Below are 19,749 nucleotides of genomic sequence, written 5' to 3' on the forward strand. Positions count from 1 at the left end.
CGCAGGATTCGAGGTAGTCATCTAGTGAACGCGCGGAAGAACGACGCGAAGAAGGCTGCCTCCGCAGCGGATATCGGCTTCGTCGGCATGCTGCGGTGGGCGTGGCGACAGCTGACCACCATGCGGGCGGCACTCATCCTGCTGCTCGTCCTCGCCCTCGCCGCAATTCCCGGATCGTTGCTGCCCCAGCGCATCCAGGATCCCGGTGCCGTCTCGACGTTCATCGAGGAGAACGGTGCGTGGGGCGAGTTCCTCGACACCGTCCAGCTGTTCGACGTCTACGAATCCGTCTGGTTCTCCGCGGTCTACATCCTCCTCATGGTGTCACTCGTGGGCTGCATCATCCCGCGAACCAAGCACCACTTCCAGGCGATGCGCCAGGCCCCGCCCAAGGCCCCGCGCAGGCTCACCCGCATGTCCGCCTACCGTACGACGCCGCTGTCGAGGGAGTCGCAGCAGCGCACGGCGGATGAGCTCCTGGACGCGGCCCAGACGCAGCTGAAGGAGTCCGGCTACCGCACCGTCCGTGCCGATGACCACATCGCCGCCGAACGCGGCTACCTCAAGGAGACGGGCAACCTCGTCTTCCACGTCTCGATCCTGGCGACCGTCATCGTCATGGCGATGGGCGGGTTGCTCGGATATTACGGGCAGCGTGTGCTGGTCGAGGGCGATACCTTCTCTAACTCGCTCGTGTCCTACGACTCGTTCGACCCTGGCACGTTCTTCGATGCGAACTCTCTGGCGGAGTTCCGGCTCACGCTCAACCAGTTGGAGACTCGTTTCGATGATGAGGCGAGCGGTGCCCAGTTCGGCCAGCCGCGCCAGTTCGACGCGAACGTGACGCTCAATACCCCGGAGGGGGAGAGCAGTTTTATGCTCCGGCCCAACGAGCCGGTGCGCGTCGACGGCTCACGGGTCTACCTCATCGGCAACGGCTACGCCCCTGTCATCACGGCCCGCAACGCGAACGGGGACGTCACCTACTCTGGTCCGGCGGTCTTCCTGCCGCAAGACGGCGTGTACACGTCCACCGGCGTCGTGAAGGTCCCCGATGCCAGCCCCGACCAGCTGGGCTTCGGGGGAGTGCTCCTGCCGACGACCGGTCGCAACGACGACGGCGAGCTCATCTCGACGTTCGCGGAGCTGCGCAACCCGCTGCTCGTCATGGACGCCTACCGCGGCGACCTAGGCCTGGACTCGGGCGTTCCGCAGTCGGTGTACCAGCTGGAGTCCGACTCCATGGAGCAGCTAACCGCCGATGACGGATCTACCTACCAGATGGTCATGCAGCCAGGCGACACCGCCGAACTGCCCGACGGCCACGGCAGCGTGACGTTCGAGGAGATCCGCAAGTACGCGGCGCTCGACGTCCACCGCGACCCCGTGCAGGTCTGGATGCTGCCGTTCATGGTTCTCTTGTTCGGCGGACTGTCCCTGACGCTGTTCGTGGCTCGCAGGCGCGTCTGGGTGCGTGTGAGCGGCGGGGAGGTGGAGATCGCGGGGCTGGCACGCGGTGAGGACCCGCGCGTCGATGAGGCCGTCGAAGAACTCACACAGGTTCTCGCATTAGAATTGCTCGAGCCGGAATCTGCTGATCCAGGCGCGGGCTCCGCACCGAATCGTTCCGGAAAGTAGAGGTCATGGACGTCAACGTCGCACTCGCACAGTGGTCGAACCTGCTGATCTATTCAGCGATGGCGGTCTACGCATTCGCGTTCATCATCTACGCGTTCGACCTGTTCGGCCCTGCGTTCGCCGGAGACACGCAAGCAGCTGATGAGAAGACGGGCGCGAAGACCGCTCGGACGTCAGATCGTACGGGTCGGAGTGTCGGCCGCAAGAGCGAAAGCAGCCACGGCTCGACGACGGCACACGACGGGGCCGCGCCGACCGCGATCGCAGTCCTGGAGGACGGCGGTGGAGACTCCGCTGGAGGGGAGTCTGACGGCGGAAGGACGCTCGACCTCCGGCGCTGGGCCAGGGCAGGCACCGCGCTGACCGTGCTGGCCACGGCGTTCCTGTTGGGTGCGATCGTCACCCGGACTCTCGCGGTGATGCGTGTGCCGTGGTCGAACATGATGGAGTACGCGCTCATCGCCTCCGCATTCACCGCGGTCACATACCTCGTGCTGCTGAAGTTCCGCGACTTCCGCTACCTGGGGACGTTCGTGACCTTCTCCGTCCTGCTGGTGCTGGGACTCTGCATCACGGTATTCCGCACCCCGGCGGCGCAGATCATCCCCGCTCTGGACAACTACTGGATCTGGATCCACGTACCGATCGCGATCCTGTCGACGGCACTGCTCTACCTGTCCGCGACCATTGCGCTCGTCCAGATCCTGCGTACCCGCAGCGAGTCGAAGCCGTGGCGGGGACCGCTGCGCTTCATCAACGCGCTGCCGGTGTCCAAGGACCTCGAGAAGACCTCCTATCGCTTGGCGGCCGTGGGTTTCGTGACGTGGACGTTCACGCTCGTGGCCGGTGCCTTCTGGGCGGAGATCGCCTGGGGCCGCTACTGGGGCTGGGACCCAAAAGAGGTCTGGACGTTCGTCGTGTGGGTCGTCTACGCGGCATACCTCCACGCACGTGCCACACGAGGCTGGACGCCTACTCGCGTGGCGGTGCTGAACCTCATCGGCATCGGGACGGTGGTCTTCAACTTCTCCGTCGTGAACCTGTACATCAGCGGTCTCCACTCATACGCAGGAGTCTGAGGGAATAGCCGAATGCGCAAGCACCGCCCGCGTCCGAGTCATCATGACTCAGGCACTGTTACGCAACGATCCACATTGCTGCACCTCCTGTGCGCGAAGAGGACCTACACGATGAGAGTTCAATGCTTATGGGACATCGGCATTCCAACGCTTCGGCCATCGCATGGTGACCGCCAAGGCCACGCTTTGCGCATTTCTCCTACGCGGCTGTGTAGAAAATGTGGCGTAGAACAAGTTGCATTTGAAACTATCCACGGGCTCGCACCGAGCCCAGCACAGCCTGGTCCCATTCGACGTGCAGGAGGCGAACAACGCCCATGACTTCCAGCGACACGACCCGCAGGGCGCTGCTCAGAGCTGGCAGCTTGCTCGCCGGCGCCTCGACCCTCACCCTGCTCGGCTGCGCCCCAAGCGATGATGCCGTGCAGGGCAACGATGGCGGCGACCAGGGATACGTCTCCGGCGCAGGCGTCATCACCCAGCTGGCCACCGCAGAACGCGGGGAGCCCATCGAGCTTGCGGGCGAGTACACCGATGGCACACCTTTCAACCTGACGGAGTGGAGAGGCGCACCGGTCGTGCTCAACCTCTGGTACGCAGCCTGCCCGCCTTGCCGCGAGGAGGCACCGGCGCTGCAAGCGAACTACGAACGCTTCCAAGACGATGACGTGGAATTCCTGGGCATCAACGTGCGCGACCAGGCTCCAGCCGCCGACGCATTCGCGAAGACGTTCGGGCTGACATTCCCCTCTATGCTCGATCTCAGAGGCGAGGCTGTCATGGCCCTCGCAGGCGTCCTGCCGCCCCAAGCAGTTCCCTCCACCGTCGTCCTCGACGACCAGGGACGGACTGCTGCTCGCGCGGTCGGAGCAATCGAAGACTCCACCCTCAAAGCCCTGATCTCCGACGTCCTGGCAGAAGACTCATGATCGCGGCCGCCTCGATCGGAGAGATCTTCTCGCAGACCGCACTGTCCGGCCCCATGCTGCTGGCGATCCCCGTCGCGATCCTGGCCGGCGTCGTCTCGTTCCTCTCTCCTTGCGTCCTGCCCCTGGTGCCCGGATACATGGGATACGTCACCGGCTTGGGTGGGGGTGCACTGACCGATCAGAAGATGGGCAGAGTCATCCTCGGCGTCTCGCTGTTCATCAGCGGCTTCGCCATCGTGTTCGTCGCCATGGGCCTGATGTTCAGCCTCGCGGGCGTACTGCTGAGCGAATGGGCTGACCTCCTCAACCGCATCATGGGCGTCATCGTCATCCTCGCCGGCGTCGTCTTCATGGGCGGGATGGGCATGTTCCAGCAGAAGAAGCAGCTCCAACGCCGCCCCCGCGCCGGCCTCGCCGGCGCACCTGTGCTCGGGGCCACATTCGCGCTGAGCTGGGCGCCCTGCATGGGCCCCACCCTCGCCGCTGTGCTGGCACTCTCCAGCAGCTTCGGCACGACCGGGACGGACGGGATCTGGCGCGGAGCGATCTTGACGCTCATGTACTGCCTCGGCCTCGGCGTGCCATTCCTCGGCCTCGCCATCATGATCGTGAAGGGGACCGGGAAGCTGCAGTGGGCACGCGACAATCACACCCTGATCACACGCATCGGTGGCGGCATGCTCATCATCATCGGCCTGCTGCTCGTCAGCGGTGTGTGGACGCACTGGGTCAACAGCCTCCAAGGCATGATCGGCGGCTTCGAGACCATCATCTAGAAACCGCCTCACCATCACACACGCACCAATTCGACATGCCAGACTAGGGCATGTCTGATAAATGTCTGGTCCAGGCGATGACGGTGTGGAGGACGACCGCAGCTCGGTAGGTCACAGCGTATTTGTCGTAGCGGGTGGCGAGTCCGCGCCACTGCTTGATGTGGCTGTAGCGACGCTCGACGACGTTGCGGTTCTTATAGTCAGCAACATCGAGCTCGACTGGACGTCCACCGCGAGCTCCACGACGCTTCCGATGGCCTTTCTGGCCCTCTGGTTCGGGGATGACCGCCTTGATCCCGCGAGCGCGCAGGTGGTTGCGGATCGCGCGAGACGAGTACGCCTTGTCCGCCCGGACCGCGTCGGGACGGGTACGTGGACGCCCGACGTTCCTGGGCACCCGCAGGTGCTGCATCAGCGGCAGGAACATCGGTGAGTCACCTGCCTGCCCTGGTGTCAAGGGACAGTGGGACCTCCCTGTGGGCGGACACCAGATCTCCCTGCTGGCGGACAGCTCATCTCCCTGTCCACGGACAACGGATCTCCTCTGCCCCGCTCCACCTCCTCAGCTCAACGCGATCACCCCGCGACCCCCGGTAGCCTCGGACAGCCGCATCGACGGGCCCTCGGTTTCGATGACGTGCGCGTGATGCAACAACCGATCCACCGCCGCGGTCGCGATCGTTTTCGGCATGATCGAATCAAACCCCGAAGGATGAAGATTCGACGTCACGACCAGGCTGCGACGCTCATACACAGTCTGTAGAACGCCTCTCCAGCAGCCTGTCCCGACGGCAGCATCCCGATGTCATCAACGACGATGACGTCGCATCGGGTGATCCGTCCGATCGTTCTGGCGATACTGCCATCGACCGCCGCGCTCGATACCGCCTGCTCCAACGACTCCAGCGTGTGCCACGCCACACGCAGCCCCTCATCGATGGCCTTGTGCGCAAGCGCTTCCACGAAATGCGTCTTACCCGTGCCCGATGGTCCGCTCAACGCGAGGTTCTCTGACCGGTGGACCCATTCCAACCCGGCAAGGGCCTGCTGGGCCGGCAACGGTATCGAGGAATCAGCCTCCCGCCACGAAGAGAACGTCTTACCCGCCGGCAGCCCTGCCTGCTTACGCCGACTGGCGGGCCTGACCCCTGAGTAGTGGACACGACGGTGTGTCATTTCAGGCGGCAAGGTCCAGCGTAGAGGCGCATGCGGCCTCGTAGTCAAGCGGGGATCGATACGCGAGGGCGGAGTGCCTCCGACTGGTGTTGTAGCGCACGATCCACCGAAAGACGTCCTGACGGCATTCGGGCCCGCTGGACCACCGCTTCGCGCCCTGCAGCGTCTCGCGCTTCAGCGTGGCGTTGAGAGCTTCGGCCAGCGCGTTGTCCGCGCTCGACCCGATCCGGCCCATCGACTGGATCACCCCCAGCCGGCGGCACGTCGCCTGGAAAGCCGAAGACGTGTACTGGCGACCGTGGTCCGTATGCATAATAGAGCGGAACATACTTACTCTGTTGTGTGATGCGTGATGGAGCGCGTCCTCAACGAGACTCGTGCGCATGTGCTCCGCGATTGACCAGCCCACGATCCTCTTCGAGCACACATCGATGACCGTGGCCAGATACAGATTCTTCCCCTCCGCCCCATACGGCAGATAGGTAATATCGCCGACGAACCTCGTGCCCGACTCGGAGGTAGTGAAGTCCCGCTCGAGCAGGTCAGGGAACACCCGGGCGCCGGGATCTCTGACGGTCGTTCGGAACGGCTTGCGCAGATGCACACCGACCAGCTGGTGCTCACGCATCAGTCGAGCGACTCGCTTGTGGTTCACCGGACCATCAACGCGCGGATCGCACGCGAGCTCCGCAGTCATCCTCCGGTACCCGTACGTGTGATCCCGCTCCTCATGGACCTCGTGCATCCGGGCGACCAGCTGCGCGTCCACACCCTCTCGACGCTGCCGCGCCGGGCGGGACTCACGCCACTTGTAGAACGAGGATCGCTGCAGGCCCAGCAGCTGGCACATCCGCTTCACCCGGTGGGTGTGACGGTGGTCCTCGACGAACTGGAAGCGGATCACCAGGTTGTCTCTGCCGCGAAATACTTCGTGGCTTTCCGCAGGATCGCCCGCTCCTCCGCGAGCCGTTCGACGTCACCGCGCAGCGACGTTCTCTCGTTCCGCAACGCCTCGTTCTCCACGCGCAGGCGTGCCAGCTCCTCTTCGGACGTCTCTGGGTCCCTCGTGGCAGTGTCTGGATGCGTCGGGACCTTTCCGGCTGCCTTGCGGGCCTTGTGGACCCACGTCTTCAGCGCGCCGCGAGAGATCCCCAGATCCGCTGCGGTCTTCGAGTAGGACAGCTCCGGGCGCGACTCGTACAGGGCCACGGCATCGGCTTTGAACTCATCGGAGTACATGTTCGTCGGCATGGTGGTGACTCGCATTCTCCGGCCCAGTATGGGCCAGGCTCAGCGTGTCCACCACCCGGGGGTCAGCCCCGGCTTTCGTCGCCTCGTCCCGACCCCGGGCCTCTTCCGCCAACAGCACCCGCAACACCTCCGCAGGATCCCACCGCTGAGCCTTCGCCGTAGCCAGAACATCAGCTGCGATCGCTCTCAGATACGGCATCCGCATCCTCTTCAACAACTCGACAAGCTCGTCCGGCAGCGGCGGCGGGGACGGACTCGACGACACCCGACGCGCCTCGCTCGTTGACAGACTCATCCGTTCCTCACCTCCTGCACCGGCGCAGCAGTCTCGGTGGTGAATCCCGCCCACGCGCTGGTGCCCGGCTGGACGGAAAACGCGTCATCCGCGATCACACGATCGACAGCACCGGTCACGGTGTGGTGATCGACGATCATCGCCAGATCCGTCTCCCCGAACCGTCCTGCCGCGGCCGCGACTCCCAACCCATGATCGACCCGACTGACACCGACCAGTGCGGCCAGCTCGACAGCGGACGCCATCTTCGCCCGGATCCGTGAGGCTCCGACCGCGGATGCCTCGACAAGCCACAGCTTCGCGCCTTTCCCCAGTGCCAGGAACGTCTCCTCCGCCACGGTCCGGGGTTTGACCACCGGCGGCCTGGGACCACCACCCGGCTCCTGTGGATGATCCGGATAGTGGGCAAGATCGATTCGCGGACTGCCCGGCGTCGATGTCTGATGCCGAGCGACTTCAACCAGCCCGCATCTGCCCGCAGCCCACTCCGGGGTCACTGGCAGGGCGTCTAGATTCGCCACGATGACCAGTTCGGATCCCGCGACACGCACCCACACCTCGGCATCGACCAAACCGGCAGGAGTCGAGTAGCGCACCGAATTGAACCGGATCGTCTGATCCACCCCCACGTGCCTCGTGACTCCCAGTGCCAGCGTGTGCGGCTGCTGCGGCAGCCTGTGCAAACGACGCCGCTCCTCGACGAGGGCCTCGTTCGGCACCCTGTGGGACTCCCGATGCTTCCGCGCATTCACCCGTGCGCAGAACCCGGCGCACGCCTCCTCCAACTGCGCAAACGACGCGTACTGACCGGCCAGGTTCGCGCTCGTGGGCACCAGATCCGCTTTCGCGATCCTCACCGTCGCCTCCGCCCCGCCCTTCGATTCGGGGTCATACGGCACGCACGTATGGACCTGCGTGCCATAGTGACGACCCGCGGCCACGATGTCCGGATGCCGCACCGCGACCCCGGCCACGTGCTCGATCGTGACGGTCTTCGGGTTGTCCGTCAGCAGGAACGACGGCACCCCACCGATCGTGCGCAGCGTCTGGTCCAAGCACGCCACCAGCCCCGCCAGCGTCAGGTCCCACACCGGGATCACCACCCGGAAGCGTGAAAACGCCAGCCATGCACAGAACAGCCATGTCTGCCGCAGCACCCCGTCGGGGCCCGGCACCTTCGGCCCTTGTCCCCAATCGAACTGCAGCCACAGCCCCGGCTCCGCGATCCACGGACGATACGCCCGCCGCCGACCGGCCCGCCAGACCTTCTTCGCCTCGGCCACGGCTCGACGCGTGGAGCGTTCCGTGCCTGTGAACCCCAGATCAACCAACCGCGCGTGGATCACATCAGCACGCACACTGCCGTGGGAACGCTCCACCCATTCCTCGATCTTCGGACCGTACGGGTCCGTGATCCTCTCTCGTCTGCCCGGTCCTGTTACCGGGCGACCAGCGTCTCGTTGCGCGACGTATCTGCGAACAGTCTTCGGATCGACACCCGCAAGCTCTGCTGCGGAATGCGCGTTGCCTGTCGTGTCGAATGCTTCAAGAATTTCCATGACTTCCCTGTCAGACTTCTTCATGTGGCCCCTTCGCCGGGAACTGCTTCGTGTGTGGTGAGACACTCACGATCAGAACCGGGAAGGGGCTACTTCTCTAGGACCGACACGGCCCCGGGACTCAGCTGCGACAGGGAGATCAGCTGTCCGTCTACGAGGAAGTCCCTGTCCGCCTACAGGGATCTTCTACTGTCCGCTTACACCTGGACTCAACAGCGTGACCAGTGGCAGTCCGTGGCCGTCGACGAGTTGATGGATCTTCGTGGACAAGCCGCCGCGGGAGCGGCCGATGCCGTGATCAGGCGGCTCGATGCCCGGATTCTTGTAACTCGATGAAGCCCCCTGTGACACGAGTGGCGTTCGTCGCGTGCTGATGAGCGCGAACGATGGTCGCGTCCACCGATACCGACCAGTCGACCAGCCCTTCCGCGTCAGCGGCGGCGGTGAGGGTGTCGAGGACTTCGTCCCAGGTCCCTTCGGCTGCCATCCTGCGGTGCCAGGTCCAGACCGTCTGCCACGGTCCGAAGACCTCTGGGAGATCGCGCCATGCGATGCCGGATCGGTACCGGTAGATGATCGCTTCGACCATCCTGCGGGCATCGGAGAACGGTCTGCCTCTGCGTCCGGTCGGACGTGGGAGCATGTCCTTGATCAGCGACCACTGGGCATCCGAGAGCAACTGGAAACGCGACATAGGAACACGCTCTCAGCGAGCGTCCCGAATCTTTGTCAGACACGCCCTAGGGACACATATGAGCCTCTATGAGACTCCTGCCCATCGTCTTCACCGCAAGCGTCGTGTCCATCTGCTCGGTCGCCTCGATGAGGAACCCCACCACGTGGCCCTCGGCCAGCCATTCCTGCATGTCCGGAGGCAACAAGAACTCCTGATCACATTCTATCTCACGATACGACTTCGCCATAGCCCGACCCTGCCACCAAGCGCCGCCAGTAACGAGACCGACACGGCAAAGAGCAACAGGCCCAGGAAGGTGGTCGGTCTGATGAAAGGTGGTGGTCGGTGGGCAGGTTCGTGCGTTGCCCTCGTCTGACCGGTGCGGTGAGGGCGAGCACTGGTTCTAGAGAGCGCTGCAAAAAGCTCGCGCTCCGCAGCGTGACCGGCGGAAAACCGGACCTCCGTCTGCCGTGACAGCATCTCGGCCTCCGATCTCGGCACGGCGGGTGGCAGGAAACGCGCAAGATGCAGGAGCCGAGTTCCCGCAGTGCGGCATGGGGCCCGTGTGCAGGCGAAGGAATGCTCAGGCGTCCTACCAAGGGGACGGATGCAGAGAAGGGCCGGAACAGGTGCAATACCTGTTCCGGCACTCTTCTGAGTGACTCGCCAGAGTCAGCAGACCTTACTTCTCGAGGCCTGCGCTGTCTCCGTGGCCGTCACCCTCGATCGCACCGTGGTGCTCCCCATGGGCGGCGTCGAGCTCAGCCTTGGTCACCGGGGTGACGCGCTCCTCGTAGAAGTACTTCGCCATCGAGGCGCGCACTCGCTCGAGACCGGACACCTTGCCGTCGGCTCCAGGCTGTGCCGGGATGGCCGGCGGTGCCTCGAACGCAGTCAGCTTCCAGCTCTCGTGAGGTGTGAGCGGAATGTGGCGCTCCTGGAACTCACCGTGGGGAAGACGGATGATGTGTCCCGACTCATGGCCGTGCAGAACGAGCTCGCGATCCTTGCGCTGCAGGCTGATGCAGATGCGGCGCGTGAGATAGAAGGCGATGAACGGTCCGACGATGAAGAGCACTCGGAAGATGTAGATCATATCGTTCAGGGACATGTGGAAGAAGACCGCCACGAGGTCACCCGAAGCGCCTGCCCACATCACCGCATACCAGACGACGGCTGCGACACCGAGTGCTGTACGCGTCGGCGCATTGCGCGGACGGTCCAGGATGTGGTGCTCGCGCTTGTCCTTCAGCAGCCATGATTCGATCCACGGCCACACCGCCGCGATGCCCCAGAAGGCCATCATGATGATGATCGCGATATTGATATTCAAGCTGATGGGGTAGCCGAAGATGTAGAACTCCATCCATCCCGGCATGATGCGGAGGATGCCGTCTGCCCATCCGACGTACCAGTCCGGCTGGGTGCCAGCGGAGACGGGGGAGGGGTCGTACGGACCGTAGTTCCAGATCGGGTTCGTCGTGAACAGCGCGGATATGAACGCTATGACCGCGAAGATCATGAAGAAGAACCCGCCGGCCTTCGCCGCGAACGACGGCAGAACCGGTTCACCCACGACGTTCTTCTGCGTGTGCCCCGGGCCGGCCCAGTGAGTGTGCTTGTGGATCACGAGGAACATCATGTGCACGCCGATGAGTGCGATGAGCACCGCCGGGAGGATCATGATGTGCAGCGAATAGAGCCGCGACACGATGTCGATACCAGGGAACTCGCCACCGAACAGGAAGAACGAGATATAGGTGCCGACGAGCGGGATCGACTTCAGGAGGCCGTCGATGATCCGCAGGCCGTTGCCGGAGAGCAGATCGTCGGGCAGGGAGTAGCCGGTGAAGCCGGCGCCGAGGCCGACCATCGACAGGACGATGCCGATGACCCAGTTGAGCTCACGCGGCTTGCGGAACGCCCCGGTGAAGAAGACGCGCAGAGCGTGGATGCTCAGACCGGCCATGAACAGCAGAGCTGCCCAGTGGTGCATCTGACGGATGAAGAGACCGCCGCGGACCTCGAACGAGATCTCGAGTGTGGACTGGTAGGCCTCGGAGATCGTCACGCCGCGCAGCGGTGTCCACGGGCCGTTGTAGATGACTTCGGCCATCGCCGGCTTGAACCAGAACGTGAGGAATGTACCGGTGAGCACGAGGATGACGAAGCTGTAGAGCGCCACCTCACCGAGCATGAACGACCAGTGCGATGGGAAGATCTTCCGAGCGAAGACCCGCACGGCGGTTGAGGCGCTCGTGCGGTCCTCTGTCCACTGCGCGACATTGCCCACGAGCGCGGTGGTCTTGTTGGTCTGCTGTGTGGTGCTCATGCGTTCGTCTCCCGAGTGTTGATCTCCCAGAAGGTCGGTCCCACAGGCTCCGTGAAGTCGGACTGGGCGACGAGGTAGCCTTCGTCGTCCACTGCGATGGGCAGCTGAGGCAACGGCCGCTTGGCGGGTCCGAAGATCACCTTGCAGTGGTTCGTGACGTCGAAGGTCGACTGGTGGCACGGGCAGAGCAGATGGTGCGTCTGGTGCTCGTACAGTGCGACCGGGCAGCCGACGTGGGTGCAGACCTTCGAATAGGCGACGATTCCATCGACGCCCCACGACTCACGGTCCGGATCGGTATTCAGCTCATTCGGGTCGGCGCGCATGAGCAGCACGGCTGCCTTCGCCTTCTCGTCGAGCGGGTGACCGGAATCGCGGAGGTTCTCCGGAATCACGTGGAACGCGGAGCCGATCGTGACGTCCGCGGCCCTGATGGGCATGATCTGGCTCTGCTCCGGGATCATCCCGATGTCCTTGCAGAGACGGATTCCCGGTCCCCACAGCGTCTGGAAGAGCTTGTCGCCGGGGAGAGGGCCCAGGTCGCGGAACACGAGGATCGCAGGAAGCGGCGCGATGGCCACAGCCGCGATGAGGGTGTTCCGGATGAGGGACCGGCGTGCGATGCCGGACTCGTCCTTCGCCTGGTTGAGGATCTCCAGCGCGATGGCCTGGTCCTCTTCGGTCCCGCCCATGTCGTGGCGCTCTTCGACGATCTCGGCATCTGTGACAAGGGTCTTCGCCCAGAGGATGATGCCGATGCCGATGCCGGCGAGTGCTGCTGTGGCACCCAGGCCCACGGCCATGGTGTGGATACGGACCAGCGCTCCCGAGTCCCCGACGGGGAACAGGAAGTAGGCCACGATGAACCAGATGGTGCCGATCATCGAGACGATGAACCAGGCGGCGATCTGGCGCTCAGCGAGGCGCTCTGCGGTCGGGCTGCTGTCGGTGATGCGCGGCTTGTGCTCGGGAAGGCCCGGGTTCTCGAACCCGTTCATCTCCGCGAGCTGGCCGCCCTGGCCGCCGCTGCTCTCAATCGAGGTCATTCGCTTCCTCGTCTAGTACTCGTTGCGGATAGAGACTTGGTGCTCACTTGGAGCGGGCTGTGAGCCAGACCGTGATGCCGATGACACCGGCCAATCCGAAGAACCAGATGAACAGGCCTTCGGCGACAGGTCCCAGCGAGCCGAGCTTGAAGCCACCCGCGGACGGGGTCTCGGAAACCTCGCGGACGTACGTGATGACGTCCCGCTTCTCTTCGGGGGTCAGGTTCGCGTCATTGAAGATCGGCATGTTCTGCGGCCCGGTCTGCATCGCCTCGTAGAGATGCTTCTCGGAGACCTCGGAGAGATTGGGCGCGTACTTGCCGCGTGTCAGTGCACCGCCGGAGCCGACGACATTGTGGCACATCGCGCAGTTCGTGCGGAAGAGACCGCCACCAGATGCGGAGTCGCCCTCTGCGGTATTGAGCCATTCCTCATCCGGCACGGCGGGTCCGGGGCCCAGCGAGGCGACGTAGCCCGCCATCGCTGCGATCTCCTCCTCGGAGAACTGCGGCTCCTTCACCTGCGCCTGCGGACCGTGCATCTGCAGCGGCATGCGCCCGGTGCTCACCTGGAAGTCGACAGCGGCGGCGCCGACGCCGATGAGGCTCGGGCCGTTCTCGGAGCCTTCGGCGTTCATGCCGTGGCATGTCGCACAGTTTGTCACGAAGAGCTTTTCTCCGTCTTCGACCTGAGCGGTGCTGTACTCCTCCGCCTTCGCGGTCGTGTTGCCGGTGAAGAGCGAGTACGCGCCGCCGGTGAGCAGCATGCCCACCAGCAGAAGGACGACGAGGGCCATCGGATGCCGACGGCGAGCGGCGAGTAGCTTCACTGAGAGTCCTTTTCTGATCTGACGTGGGCGCAGGCTGAGGTGCTGATCACTGGATCGCGTAGATGATCAGGAACAGCGCGACCCACACGATGTCCACGAAGTGCCAGTAGTACGAGACGCACGTGGCGAAGGTCGCCTCGCGGTGACCGAACCGCTTGGCCCCGTAAGCACGACCGATCACGAACAGGAAGGCGATCAGCCCGCCCAGAACGTGGAGTCCGTGGAATCCGGTGGTGAGGTAGAAGGCTGAACCGTACCCGTTGGAGTTGATGGCGATGCCGTGCGAGACGAGCGTCGCGTACTCCATGACCTGACCGGCGACGAACACCGAGCCCAGGATGAAGGTGAGGAAGAACCACTCCACCATGCCCCAGGACTTGATGTTGAGCAGCCCACCCGTGCGGTACGGCTTGAAGCTGTGCTCGGCCTTCCACACGCCGATCTGGCAGGTGAAGGACGATGACACGAGGATGAGGGTATTCACCGTCGCGTACGGCACGTCGAGTTTTGCGGTCTCCACCTCCCACATTTCGGGCACGACGGAGCGCAGCGTGAAGTACATGGCGAAGAGCGCGGCGAAGAACATCAGCTCGCTGGCCAGCCAGACAATCATCCCGACGGTTGTCGAGTCTGGCCTGTTCACAGCGGGACGAACTGGCGCTGAGGGAGATGCAGCTACGGTTGACACGCCCCCATTATTACCCGTTTTGCAGGCGGAATTCACCTTGTACACAGGTTGCGCGGTCCTGTACTTCTACAGCGTGTAGCAAGAACCGCATGTTGGCGCGGATCGGAGCCTGTGAGATCGATGAGAAAAATGTCCTCCGTGTGGCGCGCCTCTCTGCGTCGGGACGCGGTCGACGTGCTCCGTGGGTCGTGCAACAGTGTCCCTCACCGGTGGTTCCGGGGAGTGGACCCACCCGTGGTTGTACGCTCCTGCGCCGTTACGATGACGGAGTCCACCGATCACTTCGCGAGGAGACCTCCGTGTCCACGACCGCCGCGCCCCATCCCCAGCAACCAGTCGCCGATGGAGCAGTCGACGACATCACAGGTGTGAGGGAATGGCCGGATCTTCTGGTGGGTCTGATGGACGGCAAGCACATGGACGCGGACACCGCGGCGTGGGCGATGGATCAGATCATGGAGGGCAGCGTCCCGGATGTGACCATGGCGGCGTTCCTCGTGGCGCATCACGGCAAGGGTGAGACCGTTGACGAGATCTCGGGTCTCGTCCGCGCGATGTACGCCCACGCCGTGGACCTTCCGGGGCTCTCCGACGCCGTCGACATCGTCGGGACCGGCGGTGACCGCGCGAAGACGGTGAACGTGTCATCGACCGCCTCCTTCGTGATCGCGGGAACGGGCCAGCGCCTCGTGAAGCACGGGAACCGAGCGACATCCTCGGCGTCGGGATCGGCTGACGTCCTGGAGGTGCTCGGACTCGCTCTCGATCTCACCCCTGCTCAGTCCGTGACACTGGCCCAGGAGGTCGGTATGGCGTTCGCCTTCGCGAACGTCTACCACCCTGCGATGCGGTTCATCGCGCCTGTGCGGAGGCAGATCGCAGTTCCGTCCGCCTTCAACGTACTCGGCCCCCTCACCAATCCCGCACGCACGCGCGCGACCGCGATCGGTGTCGCCGACTCTGCGATGGCACCCCTGGTCGCCGGCGTGCTCGCAGCGCGTGGGGACTCGGCCCTCGTCTTCCGATCCCGTGACGGTCTCGATGAGTTCAGCACGACTGCGGTGACGGACGTCTGGGAAGTGCGGAACGGTGAGGTCGTCGAGCAGGCGATCGATGCGCGGGATCTGGGTCTGCCGCGTGCCACCAAGGCTGACCTGCGCGGCGGGGACCCGTCATTCAACGCTGACGTGATGCGCCGGACCCTTGAGGGTGAGCACGGCCCCGTGCGGGACATCGTTCTTCTCAACGCTGCTGCTGCGCTCGTCGCGGCGTCATCAGAAGTCGAAGGGTCGCTGATCGATCGGCTCGCAGCGTCGTTCGCGGTCTCGAAGGAGGCGCTGGACTCCGGAGCCGCCGCAGGCAAGCTGGACGCGATGATCGAAGCGTCCACTCGCCTCGCGGCGGGGTGATGGGCCCTCCGCGGGGACCTGAGCGGTCAGCTCCCCGGCCGGATGAGCTGCGTCCATGCGAGGCGAGCGGCTTCGATGCCGTGTGCAGCCTGTGACCACGCGGTGCTGCTCCGCACCAGCCGTGTCGTTCCGCTCGAGAGCCAGGAGACCAGGAGATCCGTCTCTTCGTCAGTGGTCTGCGGGGTGACCGGGTCGTGAGGGGCGACGAATTCGGCTGATAGCCGGAGCGCGTCGATCGCGGGGTAGGGGCTGACTCCCCGATGACTGGAGCCGGCGGCGGCCAGCCGGCCGTGTCGGATCACGGCAAGATCCCAGCCCCCGTCCTCCCTCCGTTCGGCGGCGACGACCTCCTCGATCGACCGGAGTGAGGATCTGGTGCTGTGTCCCGCTGTCGAGTGGAGGGCCCCGCCGACGGCATCGCGGACCTCCGCTGCAGTCTCGAACCTCTCCTGCGATGCGAGGTCGGAGATCCTCTGACGGGCTCCGGCGAGGAACTGACCGGGGTCCCCGGCGAAGAGACCTCTGAGCCCTGCGAGGGACTGCGCGTACTCGGCAGGATCCAGCAGCCCCGCACACGGACCGTGGCAACGATCCACCTGGGCCGCGGCGCAGGGTGCGAACCGAGCAGAACCGGGCGATCCGGTGCAGGACTTGAGCGGGAAGACCGTTTCGAGGAGCTGCTTGGCGGCGCGAGCGGAGGCTGCGGATCGGAAGGGGCCCAGGGTGCGTCCTGCGTCGACACGTTCGCGGGTGAGCGAGCGCACGGCGGAAAGGCGCGGGAACTCCTCCTGCGTCTCGACGAGCCAGTGACGCTTCTCCGGTCGTTTGGACCGCCTGTTGTACGGAGGCTCCAGCTCACCGATCAGCCGCACTTCCCGCACACGTGCTTCGAGCACGGTCGCACACAGCAGGGGCGAGACCTCCTGAGCGGCGGTGACCATCTCCGTCATGCGTCCGCGGGTCTCCGACTCAGTGAAGTACGAGCGCACGCGTGCGCGCATGTCCCCGCTCGAACCGATGTAGAGCACCCTCCGTGAGCCGTCGAGGAATGTGTACACACCGGGCCCGTGGGGGAGGCCGTCCGCGAGGTGGGTCTTCCGCCGTCGCCGGGACCAGCCGGTGGTCCGAACCGTCGAGAGGTCTTCGAGCGTCACGATGCCGTGCGAGCCGTAGATCTCGAACAGCGCGTGCAGGACTCCGACCGTGGCGCGTGCGTCCGACAGCGCCCGGTGGTCCGGTTCCGTGTCGGTGCCGAAGAAAGCGGCGAGTGTGGCGAGCTTGTGATTGCGGACCTCGGTGCGTGGCAGCGCCTTGCGCGCGAGGGCGACGGTGTCGAGGACCTTCGGCGCGGGCCATGTGTAGTCGAGCCGTGCGCAGGCCGCGCGCAGGAAGCCGACGTCGAACGGCGCGTTGTGGGCGACGAGGACGGCGCCCCGCATGAACTCGAGGAAGCTGGGCAGGACGGCTTCGATGCGGGGAGCATCCGCGACCATGCCGTTGGTGATCCCGGTCAGTCGCGCGACGAAGGGGGAGATGACGGAACCGACCGGACGTACGAGCGACTGGAACTCGCCGAGCACTTCGCCGCCGCGGACCCGCACGGCACCGATCTCCGTGATCGCGTTGTCCGCCGAATGCGCACCGGTGGTCTCGAGGTCGACGATGACGAAGTCGACGTCGTGCAGGGGTGTGCCGAGGTCGGCGAGGGACAGTTGGCCGCCGCGAGTGTGCGTGTGGCTGCGATCGAAGGACGGCATGGCGTCCATGGTCGCACGGGGCACGGACACGGGGCTCGCCCCTCCCGGAGGGGACCTACGTCCGTCGAGGTCGTCGCCGCCTCACACCTCACGACCGTCGGAGAAGGGGTCGCGCCGCTGCGGCAGATGGGTGAAGAGCACTGCCGCGGATCCTACGGTCACGGCGATGGTGACCAGCAGGACCCATCCCGGTACGGGGCGCAGGAAGATGGCGATGACGAACAGTGCGAAGGCCCCGCCCAGGGCGCCGAAGAGCCCGAGGACGAGAGACGGGGACGTCGTGCGCCATCCGATCGGCTCCGGTTCGGGAGCGACCCACTCCTCTTCATCGTCGAGTGCTTCGCGCATCTCATCGGGCGGTATGTCCGGCGAGGGGGACGTGTGCCAGGTGATGTTGTCCACGAACGATGACCACGTGGAATCATCGACGCGCTCGTCCTCCGGCAGCGACTCCGTGTCCGGAGTGAGGTCGTCGTCCGGGTCCCTGTCGTCGTCGGATCCGCCGCGATCGTTCGGATCTGAGGTCACGCAGCACCTCCGATGGGCGTCTGCAGTGCTCTGCGGATCTCCCCGGCGATGACGTCCGCGTCGTGATCGAGGGTCGCCACGTGGCGGCTGCGACGCAGTGCGACCGTGCGCGGGGGAGTGCCGAGTCGACTGCGCAGCGTCCGGAAGGAGCGCGGGGAGACCACGCCGTCTCGACCCGACAGGCAGACCGTGACCGGGCAGTCGATCATCCAGAGCTCGTCGCGGAGCCCCGCCAGACCGCGGTGCATGCTCGCCACGGCGCGCACCGGAGTCCGATCGTTGGCGCCTTCGACGACTCCGGCCTTCTCGATGTCCCCTCCGATGGATGGGACGGTCGCGACGAACGGCCACAGGAGCGGCAGCGCGGGGGCGAGGGGAGAGTCGACGTGCAGTGCAGGGTTGACCGTGATGATCGCCTCGGGCCTCCTGTCGATGCCGAGTGCCAGCGCGAGCGCCCCGCCCATGGACTGCCCGACGACGATGACTCCCGGGTGCTCGTCGGCCAGTTCGTCATACGCCGCGATCGCGGCCCCACGCCAGTGATCCCAGCCCGTCCTGCGAAGCTGCTGCCATGTTCCGCCGTGGCCCGGGAGGCGCGGAACACTCAGAGTCGCGGAGGTGTCCTGCAACGATTCCGCGAGCGGGCGCATGGAGGAAGGGCTGCCGGTGAACCCGTGGAGCAGCAGGACCGCGGGGAGGTCCGCGCTGCCGAGCTGGTGCCACGCCGTGTGCGGAGAGTCCGGGGGGAACGAGATCTCATCATCCGAAGCGGTCTGCGGCTGGCGGGTCGAATCGTGCGGGGCCATGGCCCCAGCATCCCATACGGGCATCGAGTCGGCAGAGCGGTGAACCGGCTGTTCGTCCCCATATAGTGGTGGTGAGCCGCAGATCCGAATCGCAGTCCACTGAACGGAAGCAGGTCGGGAGTTGTTCTACTGGTTGCTCAAGCGCATCGTCGTGGGCCCGATCCTGCGCATCCTCTTCCGACCGTGGACTCGAGGCCTCGAGCATCTCCCGGCAGACGGCGGGGCGATCATCGCAGCGAACCATCTGTCCTTCATCGACTCCATCTTCGTGCCCATCGCTGCGCCCCGTCCCGTGGTCTACCTGGCGAAGAACGACTACTTCACCAGGCCGGGCATCCGCGGCCGTCTCCAGCGCTGGTTCTTCCAGCTGACGAACCAGCTCCCGATGGACCGAGGCGGCGGCTCCGGCTCGGAGAACTCGCTCCGTGCCGGACTGGACGTCCTGAAGTCCGGTTCCCTCCTGGGCATCTACCCCGAGGGCACCAGGAGTCCGGACGGTCGGCTCCACCGCGGCAGGACCGGCGTCGCCCGACTGGCGATCGCGGCAGGCGTCCCGGTCGTCCCGGCAGCGCTCATCGGCACGGATGCGGTGCAGCCCAAGGGGAAGAACATCCCCCGGATCCGTCGGGTGGGCGTGGTCTTCGGTGAGCCGTTGGACTTCTCGCGGTATGAGGGCCGGTCCGACGACAGGCATGTGCTCCGAGCGGCCACGGACGAGATCATGTACGAGATCATGCGGCTGTCGGGCCAGGAGTACAGCGACACCTATGCGACGGCGCATGCGGCGACCCTGCTGACGTCGACGCCGACTGAGGGGTCCGCCCAGCAGGACGAGAGCACCGGTGGCAGACCCGCCGGCGCAGAGTGACGGGCGGTCGTATCCGTGTTCGATTACTCCTGTAACGGCGACACGCGGAATCGTTACAGCCTGCGTGCGTGACCCGCGCTGCCCCACCCCATACCTTCGTGATGTGC

Annotated in this window: 16 protein-coding genes and 3 pseudogenes; 6 read left to right on the forward strand and 13 right to left on the reverse strand. The window is 65.2% G+C overall.

Annotated features, from left to right (window positions below):
* Positions 1-24 precede the first annotated feature (24 nt).
* The 4 genes from resB (at position 25) to BJEO58_RS01940 (ending at position 4,422) form a co-directional block, all read left to right on the forward strand.
* Complete coding sequence (resB, locus tag BJEO58_RS01925) at positions 25-1,638, forward strand: cytochrome c biogenesis protein ResB (RefSeq protein WP_246075998.1); 1,614 nt, start codon at positions 25-27, stop codon at positions 1,636-1,638.
* 5 nt (positions 1,639-1,643) lie between these two features.
* Positions 1,644-2,717, forward strand: coding sequence for a c-type cytochrome biogenesis protein CcsB (ccsB, locus tag BJEO58_RS01930; protein ID WP_101587295.1), 1,074 nt, complete (start codon positions 1,644-1,646; stop codon positions 2,715-2,717).
* 317 nt (positions 2,718-3,034) lie between these two features.
* Positions 3,035-3,646, forward strand: a complete 612-nt coding sequence (locus tag BJEO58_RS01935) for a TlpA family protein disulfide reductase (RefSeq protein ID WP_101587297.1) — start codon at positions 3,035-3,037, stop codon at positions 3,644-3,646.
* Positions 3,643-4,422 carry a cytochrome c biogenesis CcdA family protein gene (locus BJEO58_RS01940; protein WP_101587298.1) on the forward strand — a complete coding sequence of 260 codons (780 nt, stop codon included), beginning with the start codon at positions 3,643-3,645 and terminating at the stop codon, positions 4,420-4,422. The genes BJEO58_RS01935 and BJEO58_RS01940 overlap by 4 nt, the downstream gene beginning before the upstream one ends.
* Positions 4,423-4,465: 43 nt before the next feature.
* Here the strand turns inward: BJEO58_RS01940 and BJEO58_RS01945 are convergent.
* The 10 genes and pseudogenes from BJEO58_RS01945 to ctaE all read right to left on the reverse strand — a co-directional run.
* Positions 4,466-4,879, reverse strand: a pseudogene (locus tag BJEO58_RS01945) (transposase); the annotation flags it as partial.
* A gap of 105 nt (positions 4,880-4,984) precedes the next feature.
* Positions 4,985-5,598: pseudogene (locus tag BJEO58_RS01950) on the reverse strand (ATP-binding protein).
* A gap of 1 nt (position 5,599) precedes the next feature.
* Positions 5,600-6,849 (reverse strand): IS3 family transposase gene (locus BJEO58_RS01955; RefSeq protein WP_246076093.1). Its coding sequence is split into 2 segments (ribosomal slippage): positions 5,600-6,513 and positions 6,513-6,849, totalling 1,251 coding nucleotides; the frame shifts between segments, so codons are not numbered across the junction.
* A gap of 291 nt (positions 6,850-7,140) precedes the next feature.
* On the reverse strand, positions 7,141-8,727 hold the full coding sequence (gene istA, locus BJEO58_RS01965) for an IS21 family transposase (protein ID WP_180951792.1): 1,587 nt from the start codon (positions 8,725-8,727) through the stop codon (positions 7,141-7,143).
* Positions 8,728-8,904: 177 nt separating this feature from the next.
* Positions 8,905-9,397 (reverse strand): annotated as a pseudogene (locus BJEO58_RS01970) (IS5 family transposase); the annotation flags it as partial.
* Positions 9,398-9,443: 46 nt separating this feature from the next.
* Positions 9,444-9,626 (reverse strand): hypothetical protein, encoded by a 183-nt coding sequence (locus BJEO58_RS14760; protein WP_144573827.1) that lies wholly within the window; start codon positions 9,624-9,626, stop codon positions 9,444-9,446.
* A 435-nt stretch (positions 9,627-10,061) separates the two neighbouring features.
* Positions 10,062-11,711, reverse strand: coding sequence for a cytochrome bc1 complex cytochrome b subunit (gene qcrB / locus BJEO58_RS01975; protein ID WP_101587302.1), 1,650 nt, complete (start codon positions 11,709-11,711; stop codon positions 10,062-10,064).
* Entirely contained in the window at positions 11,708-12,757 is a 1,050-nt protein-coding gene (qcrA, locus tag BJEO58_RS01980) for a cytochrome bc1 complex Rieske iron-sulfur subunit (RefSeq protein WP_101587304.1), read from the reverse strand. Before qcrA ends, qcrB begins: the two co-directional genes overlap by 4 nt.
* Positions 12,758-12,800: 43 nt before the next feature.
* Entirely contained in the window at positions 12,801-13,586 is a 786-nt protein-coding gene (qcrC, locus tag BJEO58_RS01985) for a cytochrome bc1 complex diheme cytochrome c subunit (RefSeq protein WP_101587305.1), read from the reverse strand.
* Between the two features lie 46 nt (positions 13,587-13,632).
* Positions 13,633-14,274, reverse strand: coding sequence for an aa3-type cytochrome oxidase subunit III (gene ctaE / locus BJEO58_RS01990; RefSeq protein ID WP_180951793.1), 642 nt, complete (start codon positions 14,272-14,274; stop codon positions 13,633-13,635).
* Between the two features lie 359 nt (positions 14,275-14,633).
* Here ctaE and trpD point away from each other — a divergent pair, with 359 nt between their 5' ends.
* Positions 14,634-15,683: an anthranilate phosphoribosyltransferase gene (gene trpD, locus BJEO58_RS01995; protein ID WP_257904198.1), complete on the forward strand. Its 1,050-nt coding sequence runs from the start codon at positions 14,634-14,636 to the stop codon at positions 15,681-15,683.
* 26 nt (positions 15,684-15,709) lie between these two features.
* On the opposite strand, the gene BJEO58_RS02000 is transcribed toward trpD, so the two are convergent.
* The 3 genes from BJEO58_RS02000 to BJEO58_RS02010 all read right to left on the reverse strand — a co-directional run bounded on the left by BJEO58_RS02000 (position 15,710) and on the right by BJEO58_RS02010 (position 18,774).
* A complete protein-coding gene (locus BJEO58_RS02000; RefSeq protein WP_101587773.1) occupies positions 15,710-17,440 on the reverse strand; it encodes a DEDD exonuclease domain-containing protein in 1,731 nt (576 codons plus the stop codon).
* Positions 17,441-17,521: 81 nt separating this feature from the next.
* Complete coding sequence (locus BJEO58_RS02005; protein ID WP_101587311.1) at positions 17,522-17,968, reverse strand: sulfite exporter TauE/SafE family protein; 447 nt, start codon at positions 17,966-17,968, stop codon at positions 17,522-17,524.
* Positions 17,965-18,774 carry an alpha/beta hydrolase gene (locus BJEO58_RS02010; protein ID WP_246076000.1) on the reverse strand — a complete coding sequence of 270 codons (810 nt, stop codon included), beginning with the start codon at positions 18,772-18,774 and terminating at the stop codon, positions 17,965-17,967. Before BJEO58_RS02010 ends, BJEO58_RS02005 begins: the two co-directional genes overlap by 4 nt.
* Positions 18,775-18,895: 121 nt before the next feature.
* Between BJEO58_RS02010 and BJEO58_RS02015 the strand changes: the two genes are divergently transcribed.
* The gene (locus BJEO58_RS02015) at positions 18,896-19,642 is read left to right on the forward strand and encodes a lysophospholipid acyltransferase family protein (protein WP_101587315.1); all 747 of its coding nucleotides are present in this window, start codon (positions 18,896-18,898) and stop codon (positions 19,640-19,642) included.
* Positions 19,643-19,749: the final 107 nt, after the last annotated feature.

This window comes from Brevibacterium jeotgali, from assembly GCF_900169175.1.
Lineage (GTDB): Bacteria > Actinomycetota > Actinomycetes > Actinomycetales > Brevibacteriaceae > Brevibacterium > Brevibacterium jeotgali.